The organism is Devosia neptuniae, assembly GCF_025452235.1.
Taxonomy (GTDB): Bacteria; Pseudomonadota; Alphaproteobacteria; order Rhizobiales; family Devosiaceae; genus Devosia.
On the sequence record NZ_CP104965.1, the window covers coordinates 3,916,365 to 3,941,038 of the forward strand.

Sequence of the window (24,674 nt, forward strand, 5' to 3'; positions counted from 1 at the left end):
GCGGAAGACGATGATGGCATTGCAACACTTTGGACGCGCAGCGGCCGCAGCGATGGTTGGCCTGGTCTTGACCGTGGCCATGGCCGCGCCAAGCCTGGCCGCGACTGTAGTGACCGTCAATGGCACCCCGATCACCGACACGCAGGTCGATCAGCGGCTGCGCCTGTTCAGCATGGAAGGCAACAAGACCGGCCGCAAGGGCGCGACCGACCAGCTCATCGACGAAGCCCTGCAGATGGAAGAGGCCAAGCGCCTCGGCATCACCGTCTCCAATGCGCAGGTCGATGAGGGCCTGCAGCAGGTGTCGCGCAATATCAAGATCAGCCAGGACAAGCTGATCCAGATGCTGCAGCAGAACGGCGTCGGCATCGAGACCCTGCGCGACCGGCTGCGGGCCGCCATCGCCTGGAATGCGGTGAGCGAGCAGGCGATCATGCCGCAGGTACAGATTTCCGATCTGGAGCTGGACCAGAAGGCCGCGAGCCAGGTCGCCGCTTTCCAGACCTATGACTATATCCTCAAGGAAATCATCTTCGTGGCGCCCGGCGGCCAGGGCGCTGGTGGCCGTACGGCGCAGGCCAATCGCTACCGTTCGAGCTTTGCCGGCTGCGATAGCGCCGTGCAGCTGTCGCTCAGCTATACCGATGCGGCCGTGATCGATGTCGGCCGCCGCCATGCCACGCAGTTGCCTGAGGCGATTGCCAAGGAGCTGGCTGGGCTCAATGTGGGCGGCATCACCAAGCCGCGCGTGGTCGATACCGGCGTGTCCATGCTCGCGGTTTGCCAGAAGACCCAGGCGGAAGACCTGACCTTCATCAAGGGCAATCTCGAAGCCGAAGCCGGCACCAGCGCCCTGCAGCAGCAGACGACCAATTACCTGGCCGACCTGCGCAGCCGCGCCAAGATCATCTACAACTAAGCCACTGCCCGGAAACGGGCAGCGGGCGACCGACGGGGGCATGATGAGCAAGCCGCTGGCCATCAGCATGGGCGAGCCGGCCGGCATTGGTCCGGACCTCATTCTGTCGCTCTATGCGCGCCGCGTAGAACTGAACCTGCCGGTGTTCTGCGTCTTCGGGCATGTGGAATTCCTCAAGGCGCGCGCGCAGCGGCTGGGACTGTCCTTCGATATCGTAGCGACAAGTGCGGCCGAGGCGGGTGCGGTCTTTGCCGGCGCCCTGCCCGTCATGCCGGTTGAGGGATTGGTGTCCGACCATCCCGGCAAGGCCAGCCCATTGGCGGCACATGCGGTTATCCAGTCGATTGCGGATGCGGTGGAGGCCACCTTGGCCGGCACCTGTCGGGGGTTGGTGACGGCGCCGATCAACAAGGCGAGCCTTTATCATGCCGGGTTCAAGCATCCCGGCCATACCGAGTTTCTGGCCGAGCTTTGTGCGGGCGGCGGTGTGCAGAAGCTGCCGGTGATGATGCTGGCGCATGGTGGGCTGCGCGCCGTGCCGGTGACGATCCATGTGCCGATCAAGGATGTGCCGCGCTTGCTGACCAAGGAATTGATCGTGGAGACGGGGCGGATCGTGGCGCATGATCTCAAGCAGCGCTTCGGCATTGCCAATCCGCGGATCGCTATTGCCGGGCTCAATCCGCATGCGGGCGAAGGCGGGGCGATCGGGCGCGAAGATCTTGAAATCGTGGCCCCGGCGGTGGCTGAGTTGCAGTTCGAGTTGATCGATGCCGTGGGCCCCCTGCCCGCCGATACCCTGTTTTACCCCGCCCATTGGGCCAATTATGATGCGGTTCTCGCTATGTATCACGACCAGGCGCTGATCCCGATCAAGACGGTTGCCTTCGAGGATGCGGTGAACGTGACGCTTGGACTGCCCATCGTGCGGACCTCGCCGGACCATGGCACGGCGTTTGATCTGGCGGGCACCGGCAAGGGCTCGAACAAGAGCTTTCTGGCGGCGATCCGCATGGCCGATGCAATGACGGCGCAGGCGGCATGAGCCAGATCGATAATCTGCCACCGCTGCGCGAAGTCATTGCCGAGCATGGGCTGCGTGCCAAAAAGGAATTGGGGCAGAATTTCCTGCTCGATCTCAACCTGACTGCGCGCATAGCCCGTGTTGGGGGATCGCTGGAAGGCGTGCGTGTTATCGAGGTGGGTCCGGGCCCCGGTGGGTTGACGCGTGCCTTGCTGGCCGAGGGCGCCCGAGAAGTCATTGCTATCGAACGCGATGCGCGCGCCCTGCCCGCGCTGGCGCAGATTGCCGAGGCCTATCCGGGCCGGCTGACGGTGATTGGTGGCGACGCCATGGAAATGGATTACCGGCTGCTGGCCGATGGGCCGACGCGGATCATTGCCAATCTGCCGTATAATATCGCGACGCCGCTGCTGACCGGCTGGCTGACCAGCGACCCTTGGCCGCCTTATTTCGAGAGCCTGACGCTGATGTTCCAGCGCGAAGTGGCCGAGCGGATTTGTGCGCGTCCCAGCGAAGACCCATATGGTCGCCTGGGCGTTTTGGCCGGTTGGCGCAGCGATGCCCGCATTGCGTTTAATGTCAGCCGCGAGGCGTTTACGCCGCAACCGAATGTCACCTCAGCTGTAGTGCATCTCAAGCCCAAGGCAGTGGACGGAACCGTTACCGTGCGGGACCTGGAAAATGTCACCAAAGCCGCGTTCGGTCAGCGCCGCAAAATGGTGCGCCAGAGCCTGAAGTCGCTGGGCGTGCCCGTCGAAGGCTTGCTGGCAGCGGCTGGGCTCAAGGGCGACGAGCGCGCCGAGGACTTGGCGGTCGAGACGTTTCTGGCCATGGCACGGGCGCTGCCGGGGCTGCGGCCGCGCGGCTGACGGAATAGGCGTTACAGCCCGGCGGGCGGCTCCGCGGGTTTTTCGGCTATGGGCAATGGCGGCAGGGCCATGAGGCGGATGGCGACCAGCATGGCGGCCACGATGGCGCCGCCGCTGACCAGCATGACGCCGGTCCAGCCCCAGGCGACCCAGGCATAGCCGCCCAGCGTGCCGAGCACGGACGAGCCCAGGTAATAGGCGAAGAGATAGATGGCCGAGGCCTGCGCCCGGCCGACCAGTGCGCGGCGGGCGACCCAGGCGCTGGCAATGCCGTGGGCGGCGAAATAGCCGATAGTGGCGATAGCAAGCCCGGCAATGATGACGGGCGTGGACGGGACGATGGTGAGGAACACGCCGACGGCCATGGTGAGGACCATGGCCCAGAACACTTTGCGGCGGCCCAGGCGTTGGGCGAGGCCGCCGGCCCAGGCGGAGCTGAAGCTGCCGAGCAGATAGACCACAAAAATGGCCGAGATGGCGGTGTGGCTCATGGAAAATGGCGGCAGTGCCAGGCGGAAGCCGGCGTAGTTGTAGAGGGTGACGAAGGAGCCCATCAGCAGGAAGGCCGAGAGGAACAGCCAGGGCAGGCCCTTGTCGTGGAATTGCAATCCGATGAGCCGGGTAAGATCGCGGACGGACAGGCGGTTGCGGGCGGAGTTGTGCGGCTTGGGGAGCAGCAGCACGACGATGAGGGCGGCGATCGCGATGGCGGCGCCCAGGATGGCGAGAGCGGGTCGCCAGCCCAGGGAATCGGCGAGGATGCCGGATACGAGCCGCCCGGCCATGCCGCCAATGGCGGTGCCGCCGATATAGAGGCCCATGGAAAAGCCCAGGGCGTCGGGGTCCATCTCTTCGGCGAGATAGACCATGGCCACGGCGGGGAGGCCGGACAGGGTCAGGCCGATCAGGGTGCGGATGGCGATGAGGGACGCCCAATTGGGCGCCAGTGGCAGGAGCAGGCCGAGGCCGGCGGTGAGCAGGATGGCCCAGACCATGAGCGTGCGGCGGCCGAGGCGGTCGGAGACCCAACTGGCCAGCAGCAGGGCGATGGCGAGAGTTGCCGTGGTTGCCGAGAGCGCGAGGGAGCTGGCGCCGGCATCGAGGCCGAATTGCTCGGCGAAGATGGGCAGCAGGGGCTGGACCGAATAGAGCGAGGCAAAGGTGGCGAAGGCCGCGAGGAAGAAGGCGATATTGGCGCGGATGAAGGCGGGGGTGCCGCGCTTGATGGTGGTGGGCGGGGTCATGCTGGCACGACCTCGTGGTTCGACAAGCTCACCATGAGGTCTACTGAGAGCATGGCCCGCCACCTCTCAAAGAGAATCGATCTGGCTCTGCAAGTCTTTGACGAAGCTGCTCAAATTGAGTTGGCGGTCGCGTTCCAAGCGCGAGGACACGAGAATTGAGCGCACGCGCTGGGTCGAGGCCTCAAGGTCTTCGTTGACGATGACGTAGTCGTATTCGTGGAAGTGGTCCATCTCGTCGCGGGCGTTCTGGAGGCGCTTTTCAATGGTGCCGACGCTGTCCTGGGCGCGACGCTCGAGGCGGGCGCGCAGCTCCTTGATGGAGGGCGGCAGGATGAAGACCGTCACCATGTCCTTGCGGCTATTGCGGTAGAGCTGGAGGGTGCCCTGATAATCGATATCGAAGAGGATATCATTGCCGGCAGCAAGCTGCTCTTCGACATGGGCGCGCGGGGTGCCATAGAAATTGCCATGCACCTCGGCCGATTCCAGCAGTTCGCCATCGGCCTGCATGCGCTTGAAGGTGGGCACGTCGATGAAGTGATAATGCTTGCCATCAACCTCGTCGGTGCGGCGCGCGCGCGTCGTGACCGAGACGGAGAGCTTGATATTGGGATCGGCGCCGAACAGGGCGCGTGAAATGGACGATTTACCGGCGCCTGACGGCGACGCAATTACCAGCATGACGCCGCGGCGCTGAAATTCCATCGCCAAGTTCCTATTCGATGTTCTGCACTTGCTCGCGTAGTTGATCGATCGCCGCCTTGAGGTCAAGACCGATCGCGGTGAGCTCCACGGCATTGGCTTTGGCGCACAGCGTATTGGCCTCGCGATTGAATTCCTGGGCCAGGAAATCGAGGCGGCGGCCGGCCGGACCACCGGCAGCGATCAGTTGGCGGGCGCTGGCGATATGGGCGGTGAGGCGGTCGAGTTCTTCGCGGATATCGGCCTTGGTGGCCAGAAGCAGGGCTTCCTGGGCGAGGCGGTCGTCGGGAATGGCGATATCGGCTGTGAGGTCGGCAAGCTGCTGGCGCAGGCGGGTCAGGATGGCGTCGCGGCTGCGGGCGGGGTGGGCTTCGGCGCGGGCAACCAAAGCCTCGATCTCGTCGAGGCGTTCGAGCAGCACGCTGGCGATATGGGTGCCTTCCTGGCGGCGGGCGAGGACGAGATCGGCCAGGGCCTGGGCGACGCTTTCGAGAATGGCCGCGGCGAGGGCTTCTTCGGCGGCGGAACCCATGGGGCTGTCACGTTGTTCGAGGACGCCCTTGAGACCCAAAATGCCGTCGAGGCGGGGGCGGTCGGCATCAACGCGGCCAGACAGATCGGCGAGCGCGGCCAATACGGTAGCGAGAGCTTGCTGATTGACCAGCAGGTCGCCCCCTGCCCCGTCCCGTTCGACATTGAGCGTGAAGGTGATCGAGCCGCGCGACAGGGCCTTGCCGATGAGCTGGCGGATATCGCCTTCAAGCGTGTCGAAGCCGGGCGCCAGGCGCATGCGGATATCGAGGCCGCGTCCATTGACGGATTTGACCTCGCAGGTGAAAGCGGCGCCAGGCGCGGTGCCGGGGGCGCGCGCATAGCCCGTCATGCTGGCGAGCGAATGACTCACGGAGCGGCTGGTGCGCCGGCGGCCTGTTCGGCCTCCAGCGCCTGCCGGGCGGCCTCGGCATCGGCTTCGGCCTGTTCGGCAGCGGCGCGCGCAATCTCGCGATAGCGGGCGACATTCTGCTGGTGCTCGGCATAGGTTTCGGCAAACACGTGACCCTCGGCGGGCGTCGCGCCCTTGGCCACGAAGTAGAGATAATCGTGGCTATCGGGATGGGCGACGGCCTTGAGCGCCTCGACGCCGGGATTGGCGATCGGCGTCGGCGGCAGGCCGTCGATCTGGTAGGTATTGTATGGCGTCTTGGCCTCGATTTCCGAGCGGCGCAGGCCGCGGCCGAGATTGGACTGGCCCTTGGTGATGCCATAGATGATGGTCGGATCGGATTGCAGGCGCATGCTTTCGCGCAGGCGATTGACGAAGACGGCGGCAACCTGCGGCCGCTCGCTGGCGACGCCGGTTTCCTTTTCGACGATCGAAGCCAGAACCAGCATCTGCTCGGGCGTTTCCAGCGGCAGATCATCCTGGCGGCTGGCCCAGATGGCGGCCAATTCGGTGGTCATCGCCGTCTGCATCTTGTCGAGCACGGACTGGCGGGTATCGCCGGGCACATAATCATAGCTGCCGGGCAGGATGGAGCCTTCGGCCGGCAGGGAGGTGACTTCGCCCACCAGATTGCTGTCACCATTGAGGCGCTGAATGGCATCCCAGGAGGTCCAGCCTTCGGGAATGGTCACCGCATAGCGGATCGGATTGCCCTCGGTGATTTCCTTGAGGATTTCGGCCATGCTAGCGCCTGCAGGAATGCGGAAATCGCCGGCCTTGATATTGGCTTGGCGCTCCAGCGCCCGGCCACCGGCCTGGAAGATGAAGCGGTTGGAAATGACGCCCTGTTCTTCAAGGCGCTGGGCGGTGGAGGCCAGGCCGCTGCCCGATTCGACGCGGAAGGTGGTCTCTTCCTTGAGCGGACCATCGCCGTAGAACTGGGAGGCGCCATAGACGAGAACGCCGCCGGCAATCAGCAGGCCGAGCACGAGCAGGGTCAGAAAGCCATTGAGGATATCAACGAAGCCGTTGCTGGAGCGGCGTTTCGGCCGCCTGACCTTGCGTTCATTCATCGTGATGCATCACCCTGGAAGCCCGTTCGCACGCGAATGCGACGGGTCTTGTCATCGATTTGGCGCCAAACGCTGGGCCCGTTGTTGGCCGCATTGTTCGCATGCGGCCATGCAAAGGCAATAGCCCACGCCACGGTTGGCCCGCGATGTGAACGGCTTTGTTGGCGGAGAAGGTCAGTGGACCTTGCGCATCACCAGGGTCGCATTGGTGCCGCCGAACCCGAAGGAGTTGGACAGCGCCACGTTGATCTCTTTCTTGAAGGCCTTTTTGGGCACAAGATTGATCACCGTTTCGACCGAGGGATTGTCGAGATTGAGGGTGGGCGGCGCGATATTGTCGCGCATGGCCAGCAGCGAGAAAATGGCTTCGACCGAACCGGCAGCACCCAGCAAATGGCCGACGGCCGACTTGGTGGAGCTCATGGCAACGGTGGAGGCGGCATCGCCCAGCACGCGGGTGACCGAGCCAAGCTCGATCTCGTCACCAAGCGGCGTCGAGGTGCCGTGGGCGTTGATATAGTCGATTTCGGACGGAGTGATGCCGGCGCGCTTGATGGCGGCCTGCATGCAGCGGTAGCCGCCATCGCCGTCCTCGGAGGGAGCGGTGATGTGATAGGCGTCGCCGGACAGGCCGTAGCCGATGATTTCGCCATAGATCTTGGCGCCGCGGGCCTTAGCCCGCTCATAATCTTCGAGCACGACAATGCCGGCGCCTTCGCCCATGACGAAGCCGTCGCGATCCCTATCATAGGGGCGCGAGGCAGCGGTCGGATCGTCGTTAAAATTGGTGGAGAGCGCACGGCAAGCGGCAAAGCCGGCCATGGCGAGGCGATTGACGCAGCTTTCGGTGCCGCCGGCAACCATCACGTCGGCATCGCCCAGGGCAATCAGCCGGGCCGCATCGCCGATGGCGTGGGCGCCAGTCGAGCAGGCGGTGACCACCGAATGGTTCGGCCCCTTGAGACCGAAGCGAATCGACACCTGGCCTGAAGCCAGATTGATCAAGCGGCCCGGAATGAAGAAGGGGCTGATGCGGCGCGGACCCTTTTCGTGCAGGGTGATGGAGGCTTCATAGATGCCTCCGACCCCACCGATGCCAGAGCCGATCAGGACGCCGGTGCGTTCCTGATCTTCCTGGGTCTTGGGTTCGACGCCCGCATCCTGGATGGCCTGGGTTGCAGCGGCCATGGCGTAGACGATGAAATCGTCGACCTTGCGCTGCTCCTTGGTGTCCATCCAATCGTCGGGATTGTACTTGCCGTCGGCATAGTCGCCGCGCGGCAAACGGTGGGCAATCTGGCAAGCGATATCGTCGACCCGGAAGTCGTCGATGCGCTTGGCGCCGCTTTTGCCGGCCAAAATATTGGCCCAGGTGGCTTCAACTCCGCAACCGAGGGGCGTAACGAGGCCCAATCCGGTAACGACGACGCGGCGCAATTCCATACTCTACCTGCCTATCCCAGCTGGCCCTAAGGCTTAGCCGACGGCCTTGGTGAGGAAGGAAACAGCATCACCGAAAGTCTGGATCGACTCGGCGGCATCATCCGGAATCTCGACCGAGAATTCTTCTTCGAAAGCCATCACCAGCTCGACCTGATCGAGCGAATCGGCGCCCAGATCGTCGATGAAGCTGGCCTTTTCGACCACTTTCTCGGCATCCACATTGAGGTGTTCCACAACGATCTTGCGGACCCGATCAGCGACATCGCTCATATTTGACTTCCCTTTTAGAAATCGACGTTTCGTTTCGCTTCTTATTGGCGCAATGCCAAATCTTCAAGCATGGTTTTGGCCTGCACAGAGGCAATGTAAGCGGCCTTTCCGGCGCTCGCAAGACGGACCGGCAGAGGTTACCGCGGGGCGGGGTAGCACGTTTTTTCGAGGTTAGCCATAAGGCGCACCTCCCTAAAACCGGGCTTTTCCGCAGATCAGATCATCGCCATGCCACCATTTACGTTCAACGTGTGCCCCGTGACATAGGCCGCAGCGTCGCTCGCAAGGAAGACTGCACAACCCGCAATTTCCTGTGCAGTTCCCAAACGACCGGCAGGAATTGTCCCCAGGATAGCGTCGCGCTGCTTGTCATTGAGCTCATCGGTCATGGCCGAAGCGATGAAACCGGGGGCGATGGAATTGACGGTGATACCGCGCGAGGCGACTTCGTGGGCCAGCGCCTTGTTCATGCCGATCAGGCCGGCCTTGGAGGCGGCGTAATTGCCCTGCCCCGGATTGCCCATGACGCCGACGACCGAGGAAATGCCGATGATGCGGCCATAGCGCTGCTTCATCATTCCGCGCAACACGGCACGGGTCAGGTGGAAAGCGGCGGTGAGATTGACCGCCAGCACCTCGTCCCATTCCTCATTCTTCATGCGCATGAAGAGATTGTCGCGCGTCATGCCGGCATTGTTGACCAGGATATCGATGCCGCCCATGGCCGCTTCGGCGGCGGGCACGAGCTTGTCGACGTCATGAAGCTCGGACAGGTTGCAGGGCAGGATCGGGCTGTCCTTGCCGATTTCCTTGGCCACGTCTTCGAGGGCGCCAACGCGGGTGCCGCTGAGGGCAACGGTGGCGCCGGCTTCGGCCAGGGCCTTGGCGATTTCGCGGCCAATGCCGCCGCTGGCGCCAGTTACCAGGGCACGCTTGCCAGTCAAATCAAACATTTAGGTCTCCTCCACGGAGAAAGTGAATCAAGGGCTTCAAGGCCTCGATCAAGTTGCTTAAGCGGTGAGTTCGGCGACGAAAGCGTCGATATCGGCCGGGGTGCCGATCGCGCTGGCGATGGCCTCGGCATTGATGCGCTTGGCGAGGCCGGTGAGGACCTTGCCGGTACCCAGTTCATGCAGGTGGGTCACACCGGCTTCGGTGGTGAGCCAGGTGACGCTTTCGGACCATTTGACGTCGCCGGTAACCTGTTCGACCAGACGGCGGCGGATTTCGGCGGGATCGGAAATCGGGGCGGCCAGCACATTGGCGACCACCGGCACGACGGGCGCGCGCATTTCGACTTCCGCCAAGGCGATTTCCATGGCTTCGGCGGCCGGCTGCATCAGCGAACAATGGAACGGCGCGCTGACCGGCAGCAGCAGAGCGCGCTTGGCGCCTTTGGCCTTGGCGATCTCCACGGCGCGTTCCACAGCAGCGATATTGCCGGAGACCACGACCTGGCCGGGGGCATTGTCATTGGCGAGATCGCAGACCTCGCCCTGGGCGGCTTCTTCAGCGACGGCGCGAGCGGTTTCGAAATCGAGGCCGAGCAATGCGGCCATGGCGCCATGGCCCACCGGGACGGCTTTCTGCATGGCCTGGCCACGCGTCTTGAGCAGGCGGGCAGTGTCGGACAAAGAGAATGTTCCGGCGGCGCAGAGCGCGGAATATTCGCCGAGCGAATGGCCGGCGACATAGGCCGCGTGATCGGCGAGCTTGATGCCCTTGGATTCGAGCACGCGAATGACGGCGAGGCTGACCGCCATCAAAGCCGGCTGGGCATTCTCGGTGAGGCGCAGGATATCGTCGGGGCCTTCGAACATGATGGCCGAAAGACGCTGATTGAGCGCCTCGTCAACTTCCTGAAACACGGCGCGTGCCTCGGGATAGGCCGCTGCAAGATCCTTGCCCATGCCGACAGCCTGACTGCCCTGGCCGGGAAATGTGAATGCGCGCTTGGTCATAGTGCCCCCTGTGGCATCGCAGTTAGACAAACGTTGAGCGGTCTGTCCAGTTGCGCGGCGTTTGCCGGGAGTGTGTGGCAGAGTCAAGGCGGCACGGTGGCAAAACCATTTCGCGAGCGCGCGCAGCCGCACGTGTGACTGCGTTTACTCTCACCCGCGAGAGGCGTATTTTAGCTTCTGTGACAGGCTCTCAGAAAGGGAGGAAGTTATGCTCACAGATCATCGTGCCTACGCGACCATCCCGGCTGCAGACATGGACCGCGCAAAATCCTGGTATCGCGACAAACTTGGCCTCACCCCGGCAATGGAAGACCAGATGGGGTGCATGTACAAGGTCGGCGGGGGCACCAGCTTCCTGCTCTATCCCACGCCCAATGCCGGCAAAGCACCTAATACCCTGCTGTCCTTTACCACCGACGATGTGGAGGCAGAGGTGCAGGATATGCGGCGGCATGGCGTCAAGTTCGAGGACTATGACATGCCGGGGCTCAAGACGGTGGACGGCATAGCCACGATGGGCAAGTTCCACGCCGCCTGGTTCAAGGATTCCGAAGGCAATATCCTGGCCGTTGGCGACGAGCCAAACTGAACTCCCGCAAGTGAACCGGGCATGCGTTCGACCTGCCCGGTTCGTGGCAATACCCGTTTCTGCTTGATCTCGGGCGGGTTTCCCCCTATTGGGACGCCAGCAATTCGTTTGGCCGGGGGCTGAACGGAGGGTTTGTCGTTTGAAAGAATGGCAAATAGGGCTTATGCTCGGCCTCCCGTGTTCCCGCTCTTTGCAAGACTGCTTTGATGCCTTTCCGGCTTCAAGGAGGCTCCGCGCCAGACATTGCATGTGTGTTAAACCACGAAGGAAGGCGCATTCATGGCCCTTTACGAGCATATCTTCCTGGCGCGCCAGGACGTATCGCAGCAGCAGGTTGAAGAACTGACCGCTGCGCTGACCGAAGTCCTCGCCTCTGGCGGCGGCAAGGTCACCAAGAACGAATATTGGGGCCTCAAGGGTCTCTCCTACCGCATCCGCAAGAACCGCAAGGCTCACTACACGCTGATGAACATCGACGCGCCGGCCCCTGCCGTTGCCGAGATGGAGCGCCAGATGCGCATCAATGAAGACATCCTGCGCTTCATGACCGTGCGTGTCGACGAGCTGGAAGAAGGCCCATCTGCCATGATGCAGAAGCGTGATCGCGACGACCGTGACGGCACCCGTCCGGATCGTGGTGGCGAACGCGGTGGCTTTGCCGGTGGCGAACGCCGCCCGCGCCGTTTCTAATATAAGGACCGAAAAGCTATGGCTATCAAAGACCTGACCACTGCCCAAGCCCGCCGTCCGTTCCAGCGCCGCCGCAAGACCTGCCCGTTCTCGGGTGAAGGCGCGCCAAAGATCGACTACAAGGATGTGCGCCTGCTGAGCCGCTATGTTTCCGAGCGCGGCAAGATCGTGCCGAGCCGCATCACCGCCGTTTCGGCGCTGAAGCAGCGTGAACTGGCACGGGCGATCAAGCGTGCCCGCTTCATCGGCATCATGCCGTATGCCGTCCAGTAAGTTCGCTGGGCTGGCGATCTAGCGGCGGTTCGCTGCGCTTCCGGTGCTCACGTACATTAGTACGTTCCGCTCCGGTTCTCGCGAACCACCACTATCTCATCCAGCCCAACGACTTCCTGTTTGGCCTACTTGTGCCTCTCAATTTTTCGAGGGGCGCAAAGCTGGGGTTGCGGATGGTCCGTGGCTCCTAACCGTCCGTGAGACGGGACAGCCCAAAGGAATCTCAAATGAAAGTCATTCTGCTCGAGCGCATTGGTCGCACCGGCTCCATCGGCGACGAAGTCAGCGTGAAGGACGGTTTTGCCCGTAACTTCCTGCTGCCGCAGGGCAAGGCGCTGCGCGCCACTGCCGCCAATCGCCAGAAGTTCGAAGCTGAGCGCGCTCACATCGAACAGCGCAATGAAGACCGCCGCAAGTCGGCTGCCGGCATTGCCGAAGGTCTGGACGGCAAGGTCGTCGTGATCATCCGCCAGGCCGGCGAAACCGGCCAGCTCTACGGTTCGGTCGCTTCGCGCGATATCGTGGAAGCCCTGGCTGCCGAAGGTTTCACCGTGCAGCGTTCGCAGATCGACCTGGCAGACCCGATCAAGTCGGTTGGCGTGCACACTGTGCCGCTGAACCTGCATTCGGAAGTTGCCGTGTCGATCTCGGTCAACGTCGCCCGCTCGGAAGACGAAGCGGCTCGCCAGAGCGCTGGTGAAGACGTGACCGTCACCCAGTATGAAGACGACGTTGAAGGCGACTTCGCTGCCGGCCAGAAGGACGCGCAGCAGGACGATCGTTTCGACGACGAAGTCTAAGATCCATCATAGATCATTTGAAAAGGCCGGGCACTTGTTGCCCGGCCTTTTTTGTTATGGGCGCTCGGCAAAATTCTTGATGCCGATCAGCCAGGATTGGATGCGTTCGGCCAGTTGAGAATTGTTGAGCTGGACCGCGGCCACGATTGGTCCATCCATCGACTCGGCGGCAGAAATGCGCGTGAGTGCGGGGCCTAGCAGCTCGAAGGCATAGACATGCACCGCTGCGAGGCCCGGCGCCGTCGTGGTCCAGGTCAAGCGACGCTCAGGGTCCACAATGGCGAACCGCGAGGTGACCACCACCTCCCCCGTGCGCCACGTGAAGACGCCCCCAGGAGCCGCTGCTTCGGCTCGCGACACGGTGTTGATATCGGCGCGGATCGCCGGCCAGTTGGTCACGTCACTGAGTACGACCCATACGCGGTCCACAGGGGCCTCTACCACAATGCTGCCCACCGCCTGAACTGGCGCGTGGTTGTCTATCTCGCCAGCCAAGGCCAGAAGCTCGTGCGATGTCGGCTGTTGCATTTCCATCCAGAAACTCCTCAATCATACATCATACGATACACCGTATCGCTTTGGTTGTTGAGGGTCAACGGAATGGCAAAATGTCTGGTCAAACGGGCTTACGCTTGTATCTTGCAGCCAAGGGGTGATCTGGCGACATGATTGAACGAGGCGAAATAGCAACGGATCTGGGGCGGACGCAGGCCCTGTTGTGGAGTTCGCATAGTCGGCCGGTGGGGCGCAGCGGGAAAAGCGTTGGCGATTTCGTCGCCGCTGCCGTGAGCCTGGTGCAGGAGCAGGGCGTGAACGCCCTTTCGATGCGCGCCGTAGCGGCCAAGCTCGGCGTCAGGACGATGGCGACTTATAGTTTCGCACCGGGCAAGGCTGACCTGGTCGCGCTGATGGTCGATCATGCCTATCGCGACCTCTATGCTGGCGGCGCGCCCTCTACGGCGGACTGGCGCGAGGGCCTGCGCACCGTGGCGCATACCAACCGTGCCCTGCACCTGGCACATCCATGGCTGCAGGAATTGCAAGCAATCCGCTCGCCCATGGGGCCGCATGAAATGCGCAAGCACGAGCTTGAACTGGCGCCGATCGAGGGCATCGGCCTGACCGACCCCGAAATGGACCAAACCCTGTCGCAGCTCCTAGCCCAGGTAGCCCATGCCGCGCGGATGGAGAATCGCTTGCGCGCCGAGCAAGGCGAAACGGGTCTGGAAGACGGCGAATGGTGGGTGCAGGCCATGCCGGTGCTAGAGCGTTTGGTCGATCCCAAGATGTTCCCGCTATCGGTTCGGGTCGGCACAGCCGCCACAGCGGCACGATCGGGCCAGTTCTGGGGCCAGGAGGTCTTCGAATTTGGGCTGGAACGCCTGCTGGACGGCGTCGAAGTGCTCGTACAGCGCCGTAAAGCGAGCCGCTAGCCTGCGACTCATGCCATGCTGCTGCCTTGCTCACATGCAAGCAACGCTATTCACATTCCCCGTTGTCCCCAGTGTTCACAGGACCGGGTCAGGGCGTGTTAACCCCTCCTCCGGTAGGTCGAGACTCTGGCCCGCATCGCGTGGTTAAGAAAGGTTAACGTCGTTAGGGAGGCTAAGATGGCAGAGATCGCACGGCTGCATAGTGCCGAGGAAAAATCCTTCCGCCTGGCCCCGCACAATGTGGAGGCCGAGCAGGCGCTGTTGGGCGCTATCCTGCTGAACAATGACGCGTTCTATCGGGTGTCCGACTTCCTCGAGCCCGAGCATTTCTACGAGCCGATCCACCGCGACATCTATGAGCTGGTGGGCAAGATCATCCGCGCCGGCAAATCGGCTGACCCGACCACCATCAAGACCCACCTGCCCGACCAGTTGCTGCCTGAAATGACCATGGCGCAATATCTGGCGCGCCTGGCGGCGGAAGCCACCACCGTTATCAACGCAGCCGATTACGGCCAGGCCATCTATGATCTGGCGATTCGCCGCAGCCTGATTCTGGTTGGCGAGGAGATGGTGTCGGAAGCCTACGAATCCGATGTCGAGATGACGCCGGTCAAGCAGATCGAAAAGGTCGAAGGCGCGCTGTTTCAACTAGCCGAGAAGGGCCGCTATGATGGCGGCTTCCAGGCGTTCGGCACGGCGCTACAGGCCTCCATCCGCATGGCGGGCGAGGCTTATCAGCGTGACGGGGGCCTGTCGGGCATCGCGACAGCGCTCGATGACCTGGACCGGCAGATGGGCGGCTTGCAGCGCAGCGACTTGATCGTACTGGCCGGACGCCCTGCCATGGGCAAGACCTCGCTGGTGACCAATATCGCGTTCAACGTGGCCAAGGCGTATAAGAGCGAGGTGCAGGCGGACGGGCATCTGAAAACAGTCAATGGCGGCGTGGTCGGGTTCTTCAGCCTCGAAATGAGTTCGGAACAGCTGGCGACGCGTATCCTGGCCGAGCAGGCGGAGGTCTCCTCCTCCGATATCCGCCGCGGCAAAATTCACGACAGCCAATTCACCAAGCTGGTCGATGTGTCCAACATGATGAGCGTGATGCCGCTTTATATCGATGATACCGGCGGTATCTCGGTGGCGCAGCTGGCGGCGCGGGCGCGGCGGCTGAAGCGGCAGAAAGGGCTCGATTGCCTGATCGTGGATTATCTGCAGCTGCTGACGGGCTCGAGCAAGGCTTCGAGCCAGAACCGCGTGCAGGAATTGACCGAAATCACCACTACGCTCAAGGCGCTGGCCAAGGAGCTGGAAGTGCCGGTGATTGCGCTATCCCAGCTGTCGCGCCAGGTCGAGTCGCGCGATGACAAGCATCCGCAGCTAGCGGATTTGCGCGAATCGGGCTCTATCGAGCAGGACGCTGACGTGGTGTTGTTCGTGTATCGCGAAGAATACTATCTCAAGAACAAGGAACCCAAAGAGGGTACGCCCGAGCACTTGGCCTGGCAGAGCGAGATGGAAAAAGTGCACGGCAAGGCGGAAGTCATCATCGCCAAGCAGCGACACGGCCCCACTGGTACTGTGCAGTTAAGTTTTGAGGCGCAATTTACCCGCTTCGGCAATCTGGCTCGGGCCGATTATCTTCCCGAGCGCATGGAATAGGCATGGCGCTGACTTCAGGCCTTGGGGGCCAATTAAGCATCGATCTGGGCGCATTGGCCCGCAACTGGCGCGCGCTCGACCGCGTGAGCGCCGGGGCGCTGACGGCTGCCGTGGTAAAGGCCGATGCCTATGGCATGGGCATCACCATGGCGAGCAAGGCGCTGCATGCGGCGGGCGCGCGCTTCTTCTTCGTGGCGACGCCCGATGAAGGCATGGCGGTGCGCGCGGCCGTACCCGATGCGCATATCTTCGTGCTCAACGGGCTTTATCCCGGCGCGGCCAATCTTTATGTGCGGCAGAATCTGATGCCGGTGATTTCCTCGGTGGCGATGCTGGAGGAATGGCTAGCCAAATGCGTCGAGCGCAACGAGGCTTATCCGTCGGCGTTCCATTTCGATACCGGCATGAACCGGCTGGGCTTCCGGCTCAATGAAGCCAGCGTGGTGCGCCAGCAGATCGAAACGCTGGGCTATGCGCCGCAGATGGTGATGAGCCATCTGGCCTGTGCCGATACGCCCAATCACGAGAAAAATCGTACCCAGCTGGCGCTGTTCAGCTCGGTGCTGAACCAGTTTCCGGGAATTCCTGCGTCGCTGGCGAATTCGGCCGGGCTGATGAGCGGGCGTGACTATCACTTTCAGATGGTGCGGCCCGGCATTGCGCTTTATGGCGGCCGGGCGGTGAATGGGCGCAAGAACCCGATGGCGGCGGTGGCGACGCTGCATGTGCCGATCCTGCAGGTGGTCGAGGCCCGCACGGGCGAGAGCGTGGGCTATGGCGCGACCTATTCGCTGTCGCGCAACAGCCGGCTGGCCATTATCGCGCATGGCTATGCCGATGGTTTTCTGCGCTCGCTATCGGGCACGAATATGCGGCCGGGCGGCAAGGTGGTCATTCGCGGCAAGGCATGTCCAGTGATCGGGCGGATTTCGATGGATACGACCATCGTGGATATTACCGAACTCGGTTCGGACCTGCCCTCCCCCGGCGAGGGCGCCGAAGTGCTGGGCAATCTGATCGGCGCGGATGACCAGGCCGATGCCGCCGGCACGATCGGCTACGAAATCCTGACCTCGCTCAAGCAGGGCCGCTATAATCGCAGCTATGTGGGCGACGGCAATCTGCCGGAATAGTCGTTCGCTATTTGTTCTTGCGGTGACTGGCATTTGCGGCTAGCGTCGGCACAGTTGCATTCGCGAGTTTCCATTGGCCAAATCCCGATCTTCCTTTGTCTGCCAAGCCTGCGGCGCCGTCTCGACTCGCTGGCAGGGGCGCTGCGACGCCTGTGGCGACTGGAACACCATGGTCGAGGAGATGACCGATAGCGGGGTTGGCGCGGGCCCCAAATCGGCCAAGGCCAATGGCAAGCCGACCAATCTGGTGCCGCTGTCCGGTGAGACCGAGAGCGCGGCACGGGTGGTGACGGGCATTGGCGAGCTGGACCGGGTCACCGGCGGCGGCTTTGTGATGGGATCGGCCCTGCTGGTGGGCGGCGATCCGGGTATCGGTAAATCGACGCTGTTGCTGCAATCGGCAGCGGCTTTGGCCAATCGGGGCAAGCGCGTCGTCTATGTGTCGGGCGAAGAGGCAGTGGCGCAGGTGCGGCTGCGGGCGCAGCGGCTGGGGCTGGGCGATGCCGAAGTGCTGCTGGCCGCCGAAACCAATGTCGAGATTATTCTCGCGACGCTGGAAAACGGCCCGGCCCCGGACCTCGTCATCATCGATTCGATCCAGACGCTGTGGACCGACCGTGTGGACTCTGCACCGGGCACGGTGACCCAGGTGCGCACTTCGGCGCAGGCGCTGACGCGCTTTGCCAAGAAAAGCGGCGCGGCGGTCGTGCTGGTGGGCCACGTCACCAAGGACGGGCAGATCGCCGGGCCGCGCGTGGTGGAGCATATGGTCGATGCCGTGCTCTATTTTGAAGGCGACACCAGCCATACGTTCCGCATTCTGCGCGGGGTGAAGAACCGCTATGGCGCGACCGATGAAATCGGGGTGTTCGCCATGACCGAATTGGGGCTGGAGGAAGTTTCCAACCCGTCGGCGCTGTTCCTCGATCAGCGGGACGAGGGCGCGGCAGGTTCGGCGGTGTTTGCCGGCATGGAGGGCACGCGGCCCCTGCTGATCGAAATCCAGGCGCTGGTGGCGCCCTCCCCGCTGGGTACACCGCGCCGGGCCGTGGTGGGCTGGGATAGCTCGCGCCTCTCCATGGTGCTGGCCGTGCTCGAAACGCGTTGCGGGGTGCGGATCGGGGCCAATGATATTTATCTCAACGTGGCGGGCGGGCTGAAAATCAATGAGCCGGCGGCCGATCTGGCGGTCGCGGCGGCGCTGATTTCTTCGCTGACTGGGTCGCCCCTGCCCAAGGATTCGGTCTATTTCGGCGAAATTTCGCTGGCGGGTGGCGTGCGGCCGGTGGTGCATGGCTCGTTGCGGCTGCGGGAAGCGGGCAAATTGGGGTTCAAGGCGGTGTCGACCGGGCGGCTGAGCAATGCGGATCGCAATAGCGGGCTCGACGTGTCCGAGTTTACCGCTTTATCGGAACTGGTGGGGCGGATTGCGGCCAATGGCAAGGCGCCGGCAAAAGAGCCGGAGCAGTGGTAGAGCCGGCACAGTTTGTCGCTTTCTGGGAAGATCGCGCATCGGAGGCGCCGTAAGCCTTGGCTTTGCAACACAAAGCGGCTAAACGAAGCCCAATAAGCCGGGGCGGCAACTGGAGCTAAGCGAAGACATATGCTGACAGCGTTCGACGTTGGTGTTGGTGTACTGGTGCTGATTTCGGCAATCCTGGCCACCGCGCGCGGGCTGACCCGCGAAGTGCTTTCGCTGGCGACATGGGCCGGTTCGGCCGCTATCGCCATCTATATGTGGCAGTATCATCCGGAAATTGCTCGGCAATATATTGCCGAGCAGATCGTGGCCGATATCGCCACCGTGGTCGTGACCTTTATTGTCGCGCTGATCGTGCTGCATCTGTTGACCATGCGCATTGCCGACTTTGTCGTCGACAGCCGCGTCGGCCCGATCGATCGTACGCTGGGTTTCGTCTTCGGCGTGTTGCGCGGCGTGCTGATCGCCATCGTGATCACGATTTTCGGCACGTGGCTCTTGCCCAACAATCTGCCGCCTTGGGCTGCGCAGTCGCAATCGCTGCCGCATCTGCAGAATATGGGCAATACGCTGATTTCCATGCTGCCAGAGGGTCTTGAGCAGCAGGTTACCGAAATTCTCAAGGGCGGCACGGGCCTGACCGAAGATCCAGAAGCGCCGCCGGCGCCCGTGGATGAAGGCACCGACGCGACCGAGGACAGCACGGTTCCGCCCGTAACGCCGCCGGCCCCGGCCGCGCCTGGCGCCTGAGGACGATCATTTTCCGGTGAGCGCGCTGTGCTCGCCACAACCCTGACCCTTTGTGACAACATTGGTCGGGGACACCAATTTGGGCTATTGCGTAGAGCGAAAGCGCTGCGCACGGCCTTGTCGCCATTGGCGACGGCAGTTCTGCAGTTGAGGGCAGCATTGGCATGGAGAGCCCGGTGAACCATCCGAGCGACGACTCATTCGATCTCAATGGCGACACGCTGCATGAAGAGTGCGGCGTGTTTGGCATTTTGGGGCATAACGATGCCGCCACCCTCACCGCGCTGGGGCTGCATGCCCTGCAGCATCGCGGCCAGGAGGCGGCGGGTATCGTCAGCTTCGATGGCAAGCAATTTTACACCGAAAAGCGCATGGGCCTGGTGGGTGACCACTATACCGACCCGGCTTTGCTGGCCAAGCTGCCGGGCGCCATGGCCATGGGCCATACGCGCTATTCGACCACGGGCGAGGTGGCGCTGCGCAATGTGCAGCCGCTCTTCGCCGAGCTTGAGGCCGGTGGCATCGCCATTGCCCATAATGGCAATTTCACCAATGGGCTGACGCTACGCCGGCAGATCATCGCCACCGGCGCGATCTGCCAGTCGACCTCGGACACCGAAGTCGTGCTGCATCTGGTGGCGCGGTCGCGCCATTCCTCCACCACCGACCGCTTCATCGACGCCATCCGCCAGATGGAAGGCGGCTACGCCATGCTGGCCATGACCCGCACCAAGCTGATCGCGGCGCGCGACCCGGTGGGCATAAGGCCGCTGGTGATGGGCGAACTGGATGGCAAGCCGATCTTCTGCTCGGAGACCTGCGCGCTCGACATGATCGGCGCCAAATACATCCGCGACGTCGAGAATGGCGAAGTCATCATCTGCGAAATCCAGCCGGATGGCTCGATCAGCATCGATGAACGCAAGCCGGCTCGCCCGGCGCCGGAGCGGCCCTGCCTGTTTGAATATGTCTATTTCGCCCGTCCCGATTCGGTGGTGGCCGGCCGCAGCGTCTATTCGGCGCGCAAAGGAATGGGCATCAATCTCGCCAAGGAAGCCCCCGTCGAGGCCGATGTGGTGGTGCCGGTGCCCGATGGCGGCACGCCGGCGGCCATCGGCTATGCGCAGCAGAGCGGCATTCCGTTCGAGCTCGGCATCATCCGCAACCATTATGTGGGCCGCACCTTTATCGAACCGACCCAGTCGATCCGCGCCTTTGGCGTCAAGCTCAAGCATTCGGCCAATCGCGCCGAGATCGCGGGCAAGCGCGTCGTGCTGGTCGATGACTCGATCGTGCGGGGCACGACCTCGCTCAAGATTGTGCAGATGATCCGCGATGCCGGGGCCACCGAAGTGCATCTGCGCGTCGCCAGCCCCATGATCTTTTTCTCGGACTATTACGGCATCGACACCCCGGATCCGGAAAAGCTGCTGGCCAACCAGCATAAGGACCTGGCCTCGATGTGCCGGTTCATCGGGGCGGATTCGCTGGCGTTCCTCTCCATCGACGGGCTTTATGACGCCGTGGGTGGCGAGCCGCGTAATCCCAAGGCGCCGCAGTTTACCGACCATTATTTCACCGGCGACTATCCGACACAGTTGACCGATCTGAACGGCCGCGCCAAGAACGAGCCGAAACAAATTTCCCTGCTTAAAGAGGCCGGCTAATGGCTGTATCCAATGACCTTGCCGGCAAGGTCATCCTCGTCACCGGCGCCTCGCGCGGCATCGGTTATGCAAGCGCCATCGAGGCGGCGAAGCGCGGCGCCCATGTGGTTGCGGTGGCCCGCACCGTGGGGGGCCTTGAGGAACTGGATGACGAAATCCAGGACCTGGGCTCCTCGACCACGCTGGTACCGCTCGACCTGCGCGATGGCGATGCCATCGACCGGCTTGGGGCGGCCATTTTCGAGCGCTGGGGCGCGTTGGATGGCCTGGTTGCCAATGCCGGGCAATTGGGCGTGCTCAGTCCCCTGCCCCATGTGTCGCCGGAAGATTTCGACAAGGTCATTGCGGTCAATGTGACGGCCAATTACCGGCTGCTGCGCTCGTGCGACCTGCTGCTGCGGCAGGCCGATGCCGGGCGGGCGGTGTTCGTCTCGTCCTCGTCAGCGCGGTCCGCACGGCCCTATTGGGGGCTCTATGCCGCCAGCAAGGCGGCCGTGGATGCCATGGTCAAATCCTATGCCAGCGAAGTCGAGCAGACCAAGGTGCGCGTCAATGTGTTCTATCCCGGCGCCGTACGCACCGCGATGCGGGCCAAGGCCATGCCCGGGGAAGATCCGGCGACGCTGCCAACGCCCGCCGATATCGCGCCCAAGCTGATCGACCTGTTGAGCCCTGCGCTCAAGGAGAATGGTCAGCTGTTCGATATGCGGACTGGGGCCTTCGAAGAGATTTAGGAGCGGGTGCCACGACCTCGTCCTTCGACAAGCTCAGGATGAGGTCCACTGGTAGCTGGCGCAGACCCAATAATCGCAAAGGGCGCCTCACGGCGCCCTTTTTGTTTCGACCGGAAGCCTAGTTCAGCTTGGTCATCATGATCTTGTCGATGCGGCGACCGTCGAGATCGAGCACCTCGAATTTCCAGCCATTGTGCTCAAACGTCTCGCCCACCGCCGGCAGGCGATTGATGATGGACAGGACATAGCCCGCGACAGTTTCGAACTTGGCGTCCTTGGGGATCGCCACTTTGAGCTTTTCGCTGAATTCGTCGACCGGCATCCAGCCGGCGACGAGCCAGGAGCCGTCCTCGCGTTTCACCAAGGCCGGATCGTCGCCAGTTTCTTCCTGGAAAACGCCGGTGATGACCTCGAGAATATCGGCCGAGGTGACAATGCCCTCGAAGTGCCCATATTCGTCCACCACCAGAGCCATATGCACCGTGGCGTTGCGAATGGCGCGCACCACGTCGAGGGCGTCGGCATGATCCATCACCACCGGCACCGGCTGCACGAATTTGCGCACCTCCAGCGGCTGGCCATTGGCGAAGACGCTGATGATGTCCTTGATGGCCACGACGCCAATGATCGAATCGGCGTCACCATCCTGCACCAGCAAGCGCGAACGGTGCGTGCCCAGGATCGCCTTGCGGATTTCGTCGCTGTCGTCGGACAGATCTATCACGTCGACCTCGAGGCGCGGCGTCATGAGGCCGCGGGCCGAGCGGTCGGCCAGACGCATGACGCCCGAAATCATCGAATGCTCGTCGCTTTCGATAATGCCGGTCGTTGCCGCCTCGGCAATGAGGGTCTTGACCTCTTCCTCAGTGACCTTTTCCTCGGATTCCTCGCCCTGCCCCAGCAAGGACAAAACCGTGCGGCCGGACAGATCAAGGATGAAAACGATGGGCGAGCCGATGGCAGCGAGCAGTTTCATGCCCGGCGCCACGCGCGAAGCCACGCCTTCCGGGTCGCGCAGGGCGATCTGCTTGGGCACCAATTCGCCCAGAATCAACGAAATATAGGTGATGGCGACCACGACGACGCCGACGCCCAGCACGTCGGCAACGCTGGCGGCGACGCCGATATCCTTGAGCCAATCGGTGAGGCGCAGGCCCAGCGTGGCGCCGGAAAAGGCGCCGGACAGGATACCCACCAGGGTAATGCCGATCTGCACGGAAGAGAGGAATTTGCCGGGGTCTTCGGCCAGGCGGATGGCCGTGGCGGCCCCCTTGTTACCCTGATCGGCCATGGCGCGCAGGCGCGCGGGCCGGGACGAAACGACTGCCAGTTCGGACATCGCCAACACGCCGTTGACGATAGTGAGAACGACGACGATCAATATTTCTGCGAACAAGATCTCAACAATGGATGCGGCCCCGCACTCAGCATCGGGTCGCTTAAGGTTGCGCAATATAGCGGCTATCGCGGCGAATGCACCATGGCTGTGGACAAAAACAATGAAGGGCGGCCGGGGCCACCCTTCACCTCGATCGAACCTAGCCGATCTTGCGCTTGCGCTTGTCGTTATAGGGATTGTCGCTGCCGGCGCGCACCCAGAGGCGGATCGGCGTGCCCTGGATATCGAAAGCCTCGCGCAGGCCGTTCACCAGATAGCGCTGATAGGCCATGGGCAGGGCCTCGGGGCGCGAGGCGAAGAGGATGAAGCTTGGCGGCCTGGTCTTGGCCTGCGTCATGTAGCGCAGCTTGAGACGGCGGCCGGAGACGGCCGGCGGCGGATGGCTCTCGGTCATGCCGGTCAGCCAGCGATTGAGGCGGGCCGTGGAGACATGCGAGTTCCAGCTGCGTTCGATCTTGAAGATCGCGTCCATCAGCTTGTCGATATTCTTGCCGGTAAGGCCGGACAGGGTGACCAGCGGCACGCCGCGCAACTGCGGCAGCAGGCGTGTGCAGGCTTCCTTGAGGGCCGCGAGCGCCGCGTTCTTGTCCTCGATCAGGTCCCACTTGTTGACCGCGATGACCAGCGCACGGCCTTCGCGCTCAACCAGATCGGCCAGCGCCAGATCCTGCTTTTCGAACGGGATGGTGGCATCGAGCATCAGCACGACGACTTCAGCATATTGGATCGAGCGCAGGCTATCGCCGACGGCGAGCTTTTCCAGCTTTTCCTGGACGCGGGCACGGCGGCGAATGCCGGCGGTATCGACCAGGTTGATCACCCGGCCTTCCCATTCCCACGGCACCAGAATGCTGTCGCGGGTGATGCCGGCTTCGGGGCCGACCAGCACGCGGTCTTCGCCAACCATGCGATTGATCAGCGTGGATTTGCCGGCATTGGGGCGGCCAACGATGGCGACGTTGAGGTAGCGCTTGGGATTCCAGCGCAGGGTGGCTTCCTCGCCCTCCCCTTCGAGCATGTCCTCGGTGATGTCGACATCGACCTCGGGCATCTCGTCGAGATCAGCGATGGTCTCGGCTTCCTTGTTGGCCTCGGCCTCGTCGATCGCCTTGGAGACGATGGAATAGAGTTCGGAGAGGCCAAGGCCGTGTTCGGCCGAAAGCGCAATCGGTTCGCCAAAACCGAGCTTGAAGGCCTCGACCAGCCCTGCCTCGGCGGCGCTGCTTTCGGCCTTGTTGCCGACCAGATGCACATCCTTGCCGGCCTTGCGCAGCACCTGGGCGAAGCGCTGGTCGAGCGGGACCACGCCAGCACGGGCGTCGATCATGAACAGGATGACGTCGGCTTCCTTGATGGCCATTTCGGTCTGCTGGCGCATGCGGTCTTCAAGGCTGCCATCGGTGACGTCTTCGTAGCCGGCAGTGTCGAGAATGCGGAACGTCAGGTCAGCAATGTGGCCCTCGGCCTCGCGGCGGTCACGGGTGACGCCCGGCGTGTCGTCGACTAGCGCAATCTTGCGCCCGACGAGGCGGTTAAACAGGGTCGATTTGCCGACATTGGGGCGACCGACGATGGCAACGGTGACGGTCATATAAGCTGTGTTCCGATCAGGCAGA

At 62.8% G+C, this 24,674-nt stretch carries 25 protein-coding genes; 14 read left to right on the forward strand and 11 right to left on the reverse strand.

Translation table 11 applies throughout. From position 1 onward, the window contains the following. The first annotated feature begins 10 nt into the window (after positions 1-10). From N8A98_RS22010 to rsmA, 3 genes are read left to right on the forward strand one after another with little or no spacing between them, the layout of a single operon-like run. Entirely contained in the window at positions 11-919 is a 909-nt protein-coding gene (locus tag N8A98_RS22010; protein ID WP_262168513.1) for a peptidylprolyl isomerase, read from the forward strand. Between the two features lie 40 nt (positions 920-959). Beyond that, on the forward strand, positions 960-1,964 hold the full coding sequence (gene pdxA / locus N8A98_RS22015; protein WP_262168514.1) for a 4-hydroxythreonine-4-phosphate dehydrogenase PdxA: 1,005 nt from the start codon (positions 960-962) through the stop codon (positions 1,962-1,964). Then, positions 1,961-2,812, forward strand: a complete 852-nt coding sequence (gene rsmA / locus N8A98_RS22020) for a 16S rRNA (adenine(1518)-N(6)/adenine(1519)-N(6))-dimethyltransferase RsmA (protein ID WP_262168516.1) — start codon at positions 1,961-1,963, stop codon at positions 2,810-2,812. Before pdxA ends, rsmA begins: the two co-directional genes overlap by 4 nt. Before the next feature lie 11 nt (positions 2,813-2,823). Here rsmA and N8A98_RS22025 read toward each other — a convergent pair whose 3' ends face one another. The 8 genes from N8A98_RS22025 to fabD form a co-directional block, all read right to left on the reverse strand. Then, complete coding sequence (locus tag N8A98_RS22025; RefSeq protein ID WP_262168518.1) at positions 2,824-4,056, reverse strand: MFS transporter; 1,233 nt, start codon at positions 4,054-4,056, stop codon at positions 2,824-2,826. Positions 4,057-4,122: 66 nt separating this feature from the next. Continuing rightward, positions 4,123-4,761 carry a guanylate kinase gene (gene gmk, locus N8A98_RS22030; protein ID WP_262168519.1) on the reverse strand — a complete coding sequence of 213 codons (639 nt, stop codon included), beginning with the start codon at positions 4,759-4,761 and terminating at the stop codon, positions 4,123-4,125. Positions 4,762-4,771: 10 nt separating this feature from the next. Then, positions 4,772-5,662, reverse strand: a complete 891-nt coding sequence (locus tag N8A98_RS22035) for a YicC/YloC family endoribonuclease (protein ID WP_262168521.1) — start codon at positions 5,660-5,662, stop codon at positions 4,772-4,774. Beyond that, entirely contained in the window at positions 5,659-6,774 is a 1,116-nt protein-coding gene (gene mltG / locus N8A98_RS22040; RefSeq protein WP_262168522.1) for an endolytic transglycosylase MltG, read from the reverse strand. The genes N8A98_RS22035 and mltG overlap by 4 nt, the downstream gene beginning before the upstream one ends. Positions 6,775-6,948: 174 nt before the next feature. After that, a complete protein-coding gene (gene fabF, locus N8A98_RS22045) occupies positions 6,949-8,211 on the reverse strand; it encodes a beta-ketoacyl-ACP synthase II (RefSeq protein ID WP_262172109.1) in 1,263 nt (420 codons plus the stop codon). Positions 8,212-8,250: 39 nt separating this feature from the next. Beyond that, positions 8,251-8,487: an acyl carrier protein gene (locus N8A98_RS22050; RefSeq protein WP_035100440.1), complete on the reverse strand. Its 237-nt coding sequence runs from the start codon at positions 8,485-8,487 to the stop codon at positions 8,251-8,253. Positions 8,488-8,702: 215 nt separating this feature from the next. Continuing rightward, positions 8,703-9,440, reverse strand: coding sequence for a 3-oxoacyl-[acyl-carrier-protein] reductase (gene fabG, locus N8A98_RS22055; protein ID WP_113123163.1), 738 nt, complete (start codon positions 9,438-9,440; stop codon positions 8,703-8,705). 57 nt (positions 9,441-9,497) lie between these two features. Beyond that, a complete protein-coding gene (fabD, locus tag N8A98_RS22060) occupies positions 9,498-10,448 on the reverse strand; it encodes an ACP S-malonyltransferase (protein WP_262168527.1) in 951 nt (316 codons plus the stop codon). Between the two features lie 208 nt (positions 10,449-10,656). Here fabD and N8A98_RS22065 point away from each other — a divergent pair, with 208 nt between their 5' ends. The 4 genes from N8A98_RS22065 (at position 10,657) to rplI (ending at position 12,800) form a co-directional block, all read left to right on the forward strand. After that, positions 10,657-11,037 carry a VOC family protein gene (locus tag N8A98_RS22065; RefSeq protein WP_113123161.1) on the forward strand — a complete coding sequence of 127 codons (381 nt, stop codon included), beginning with the start codon at positions 10,657-10,659 and terminating at the stop codon, positions 11,035-11,037. A gap of 279 nt (positions 11,038-11,316) precedes the next feature. Continuing rightward, complete coding sequence (rpsF, locus tag N8A98_RS22070) at positions 11,317-11,727, forward strand: 30S ribosomal protein S6 (RefSeq protein ID WP_113123160.1); 411 nt, start codon at positions 11,317-11,319, stop codon at positions 11,725-11,727. An 18-nt stretch (positions 11,728-11,745) separates the two neighbouring features. Beyond that, positions 11,746-12,000 carry a 30S ribosomal protein S18 gene (rpsR, locus tag N8A98_RS22075; RefSeq protein WP_035100429.1) on the forward strand — a complete coding sequence of 85 codons (255 nt, stop codon included), beginning with the start codon at positions 11,746-11,748 and terminating at the stop codon, positions 11,998-12,000. A gap of 227 nt (positions 12,001-12,227) precedes the next feature. After that, positions 12,228-12,800 carry a 50S ribosomal protein L9 gene (gene rplI, locus N8A98_RS22080; RefSeq protein WP_113123159.1) on the forward strand — a complete coding sequence of 191 codons (573 nt, stop codon included), beginning with the start codon at positions 12,228-12,230 and terminating at the stop codon, positions 12,798-12,800. A 54-nt stretch (positions 12,801-12,854) separates the two neighbouring features. Here the strand turns inward: rplI and N8A98_RS22085 are convergent, their stop codons facing one another. Next, positions 12,855-13,334, reverse strand: coding sequence for an SRPBCC family protein (locus N8A98_RS22085; protein ID WP_262168531.1), 480 nt, complete (start codon positions 13,332-13,334; stop codon positions 12,855-12,857). A gap of 131 nt (positions 13,335-13,465) precedes the next feature. Between N8A98_RS22085 and N8A98_RS22090 the strand changes: the two genes are divergently transcribed. The 7 genes from N8A98_RS22090 to N8A98_RS22120 all read left to right on the forward strand — a co-directional run bounded on the left by N8A98_RS22090 (position 13,466) and on the right by N8A98_RS22120 (position 21,659). After that, positions 13,466-14,233 (forward strand): TetR/AcrR family transcriptional regulator C-terminal domain-containing protein, encoded by a 768-nt coding sequence (locus N8A98_RS22090; RefSeq protein WP_262168533.1) that lies wholly within the window; start codon positions 13,466-13,468, stop codon positions 14,231-14,233. Between the two features lie 177 nt (positions 14,234-14,410). Then, complete coding sequence (locus N8A98_RS22095; protein ID WP_262168534.1) at positions 14,411-15,895, forward strand: replicative DNA helicase; 1,485 nt, start codon at positions 14,411-14,413, stop codon at positions 15,893-15,895. Between the two features lie 2 nt (positions 15,896-15,897). Continuing rightward, positions 15,898-17,028 (forward strand): alanine racemase, encoded by a 1,131-nt coding sequence (gene alr / locus N8A98_RS22100; protein WP_262168536.1) that lies wholly within the window; start codon positions 15,898-15,900, stop codon positions 17,026-17,028. Between the two features lie 73 nt (positions 17,029-17,101). Next, the gene (gene radA, locus N8A98_RS22105) at positions 17,102-18,502 is read left to right on the forward strand and encodes a DNA repair protein RadA (RefSeq protein WP_113123154.1); all 1,401 of its coding nucleotides are present in this window, start codon (positions 17,102-17,104) and stop codon (positions 18,500-18,502) included. Positions 18,503-18,631: 129 nt separating this feature from the next. Beyond that, positions 18,632-19,258 (forward strand): CvpA family protein, encoded by a 627-nt coding sequence (locus tag N8A98_RS22110; protein WP_262168540.1) that lies wholly within the window; start codon positions 18,632-18,634, stop codon positions 19,256-19,258. A 176-nt stretch (positions 19,259-19,434) separates the two neighbouring features. Beyond that, on the forward strand, positions 19,435-20,925 hold the full coding sequence (gene purF / locus N8A98_RS22115) for an amidophosphoribosyltransferase (RefSeq protein ID WP_390888791.1): 1,491 nt from the start codon (positions 19,435-19,437) through the stop codon (positions 20,923-20,925). Further along, the gene (locus N8A98_RS22120; RefSeq protein ID WP_262168542.1) at positions 20,925-21,659 is read left to right on the forward strand and encodes an SDR family NAD(P)-dependent oxidoreductase; all 735 of its coding nucleotides are present in this window, start codon (positions 20,925-20,927) and stop codon (positions 21,657-21,659) included. The genes purF and N8A98_RS22120 overlap by 1 nt, the downstream gene beginning before the upstream one ends. A gap of 118 nt (positions 21,660-21,777) precedes the next feature. On the opposite strand, the gene N8A98_RS22125 is transcribed toward N8A98_RS22120, so the two are convergent. Then, positions 21,778-23,040 (reverse strand): hemolysin family protein, encoded by a 1,263-nt coding sequence (locus N8A98_RS22125; protein WP_162740409.1) that lies wholly within the window; start codon positions 23,038-23,040, stop codon positions 21,778-21,780. Positions 23,041-23,197: 157 nt separating this feature from the next. Then, positions 23,198-24,649 carry a ribosome biogenesis GTPase Der gene (gene der / locus N8A98_RS22130; RefSeq protein ID WP_113123149.1) on the reverse strand — a complete coding sequence of 484 codons (1,452 nt, stop codon included), beginning with the start codon at positions 24,647-24,649 and terminating at the stop codon, positions 23,198-23,200. Between the last annotated feature and the right edge of the window lie 25 nt (positions 24,650-24,674).

Coding starts and splice junctions, on each gene's coding strand:
- N8A98_RS22095 (WP_262168534.1), top strand. CDS start 14,411: ATGGCAGAGATCGCACGGCTGCATAGTGCCGAGGAAAAATCCTTCCGC.
- fabG (WP_113123163.1), bottom strand. CDS start 9,440: ATGTTTGATTTGACTGGCAAGCGTGCCCTGGTAACTGGCGCCAGCGGC.
- mltG (WP_262168522.1), bottom strand. CDS start 6,774: ATGAATGAACGCAAGGTCAGGCGGCCGAAACGCCGCTCCAGCAACGGC.
- N8A98_RS22050 (WP_035100440.1), bottom strand. CDS start 8,487: ATGAGCGATGTCGCTGATCGGGTCCGCAAGATCGTTGTGGAACACCTC.
- rpsF (WP_113123160.1), top strand. CDS start 11,317: ATGGCCCTTTACGAGCATATCTTCCTGGCGCGCCAGGACGTATCGCAG.
- gmk (WP_262168519.1), bottom strand. CDS start 4,761: ATGGAATTTCAGCGCCGCGGCGTCATGCTGGTAATTGCGTCGCCGTCA.
- N8A98_RS22010 (WP_262168513.1), top strand. CDS start 11: ATGATGGCATTGCAACACTTTGGACGCGCAGCGGCCGCAGCGATGGTT.
- N8A98_RS22120 (WP_262168542.1), top strand. CDS start 20,925: ATGGCTGTATCCAATGACCTTGCCGGCAAGGTCATCCTCGTCACCGGC.
- rpsR (WP_035100429.1), top strand. CDS start 11,746: ATGGCTATCAAAGACCTGACCACTGCCCAAGCCCGCCGTCCGTTCCAG.
- N8A98_RS22110 (WP_262168540.1), top strand. CDS start 18,632: ATGCTGACAGCGTTCGACGTTGGTGTTGGTGTACTGGTGCTGATTTCG.
- N8A98_RS22025 (WP_262168518.1), bottom strand. CDS start 4,056: ATGACCCCGCCCACCACCATCAAGCGCGGCACCCCCGCCTTCATCCGC.
- alr (WP_262168536.1), top strand. CDS start 15,898: ATGGCGCTGACTTCAGGCCTTGGGGGCCAATTAAGCATCGATCTGGGC.
- N8A98_RS22090 (WP_262168533.1), top strand. CDS start 13,466: ATGATTGAACGAGGCGAAATAGCAACGGATCTGGGGCGGACGCAGGCC.
- pdxA (WP_262168514.1), top strand. CDS start 960: ATGATGAGCAAGCCGCTGGCCATCAGCATGGGCGAGCCGGCCGGCATT.
- rplI (WP_113123159.1), top strand. CDS start 12,228: ATGAAAGTCATTCTGCTCGAGCGCATTGGTCGCACCGGCTCCATCGGC.
- N8A98_RS22085 (WP_262168531.1), bottom strand. CDS start 13,334: ATGGAAATGCAACAGCCGACATCGCACGAGCTTCTGGCCTTGGCTGGC.
- N8A98_RS22065 (WP_113123161.1), top strand. CDS start 10,657: ATGCTCACAGATCATCGTGCCTACGCGACCATCCCGGCTGCAGACATG.
- der (WP_113123149.1), bottom strand. CDS start 24,649: ATGACCGTCACCGTTGCCATCGTCGGTCGCCCCAATGTCGGCAAATCG.
- fabD (WP_262168527.1), bottom strand. CDS start 10,448: ATGACCAAGCGCGCATTCACATTTCCCGGCCAGGGCAGTCAGGCTGTC.
- rsmA (WP_262168516.1), top strand. CDS start 1,961: ATGAGCCAGATCGATAATCTGCCACCGCTGCGCGAAGTCATTGCCGAG.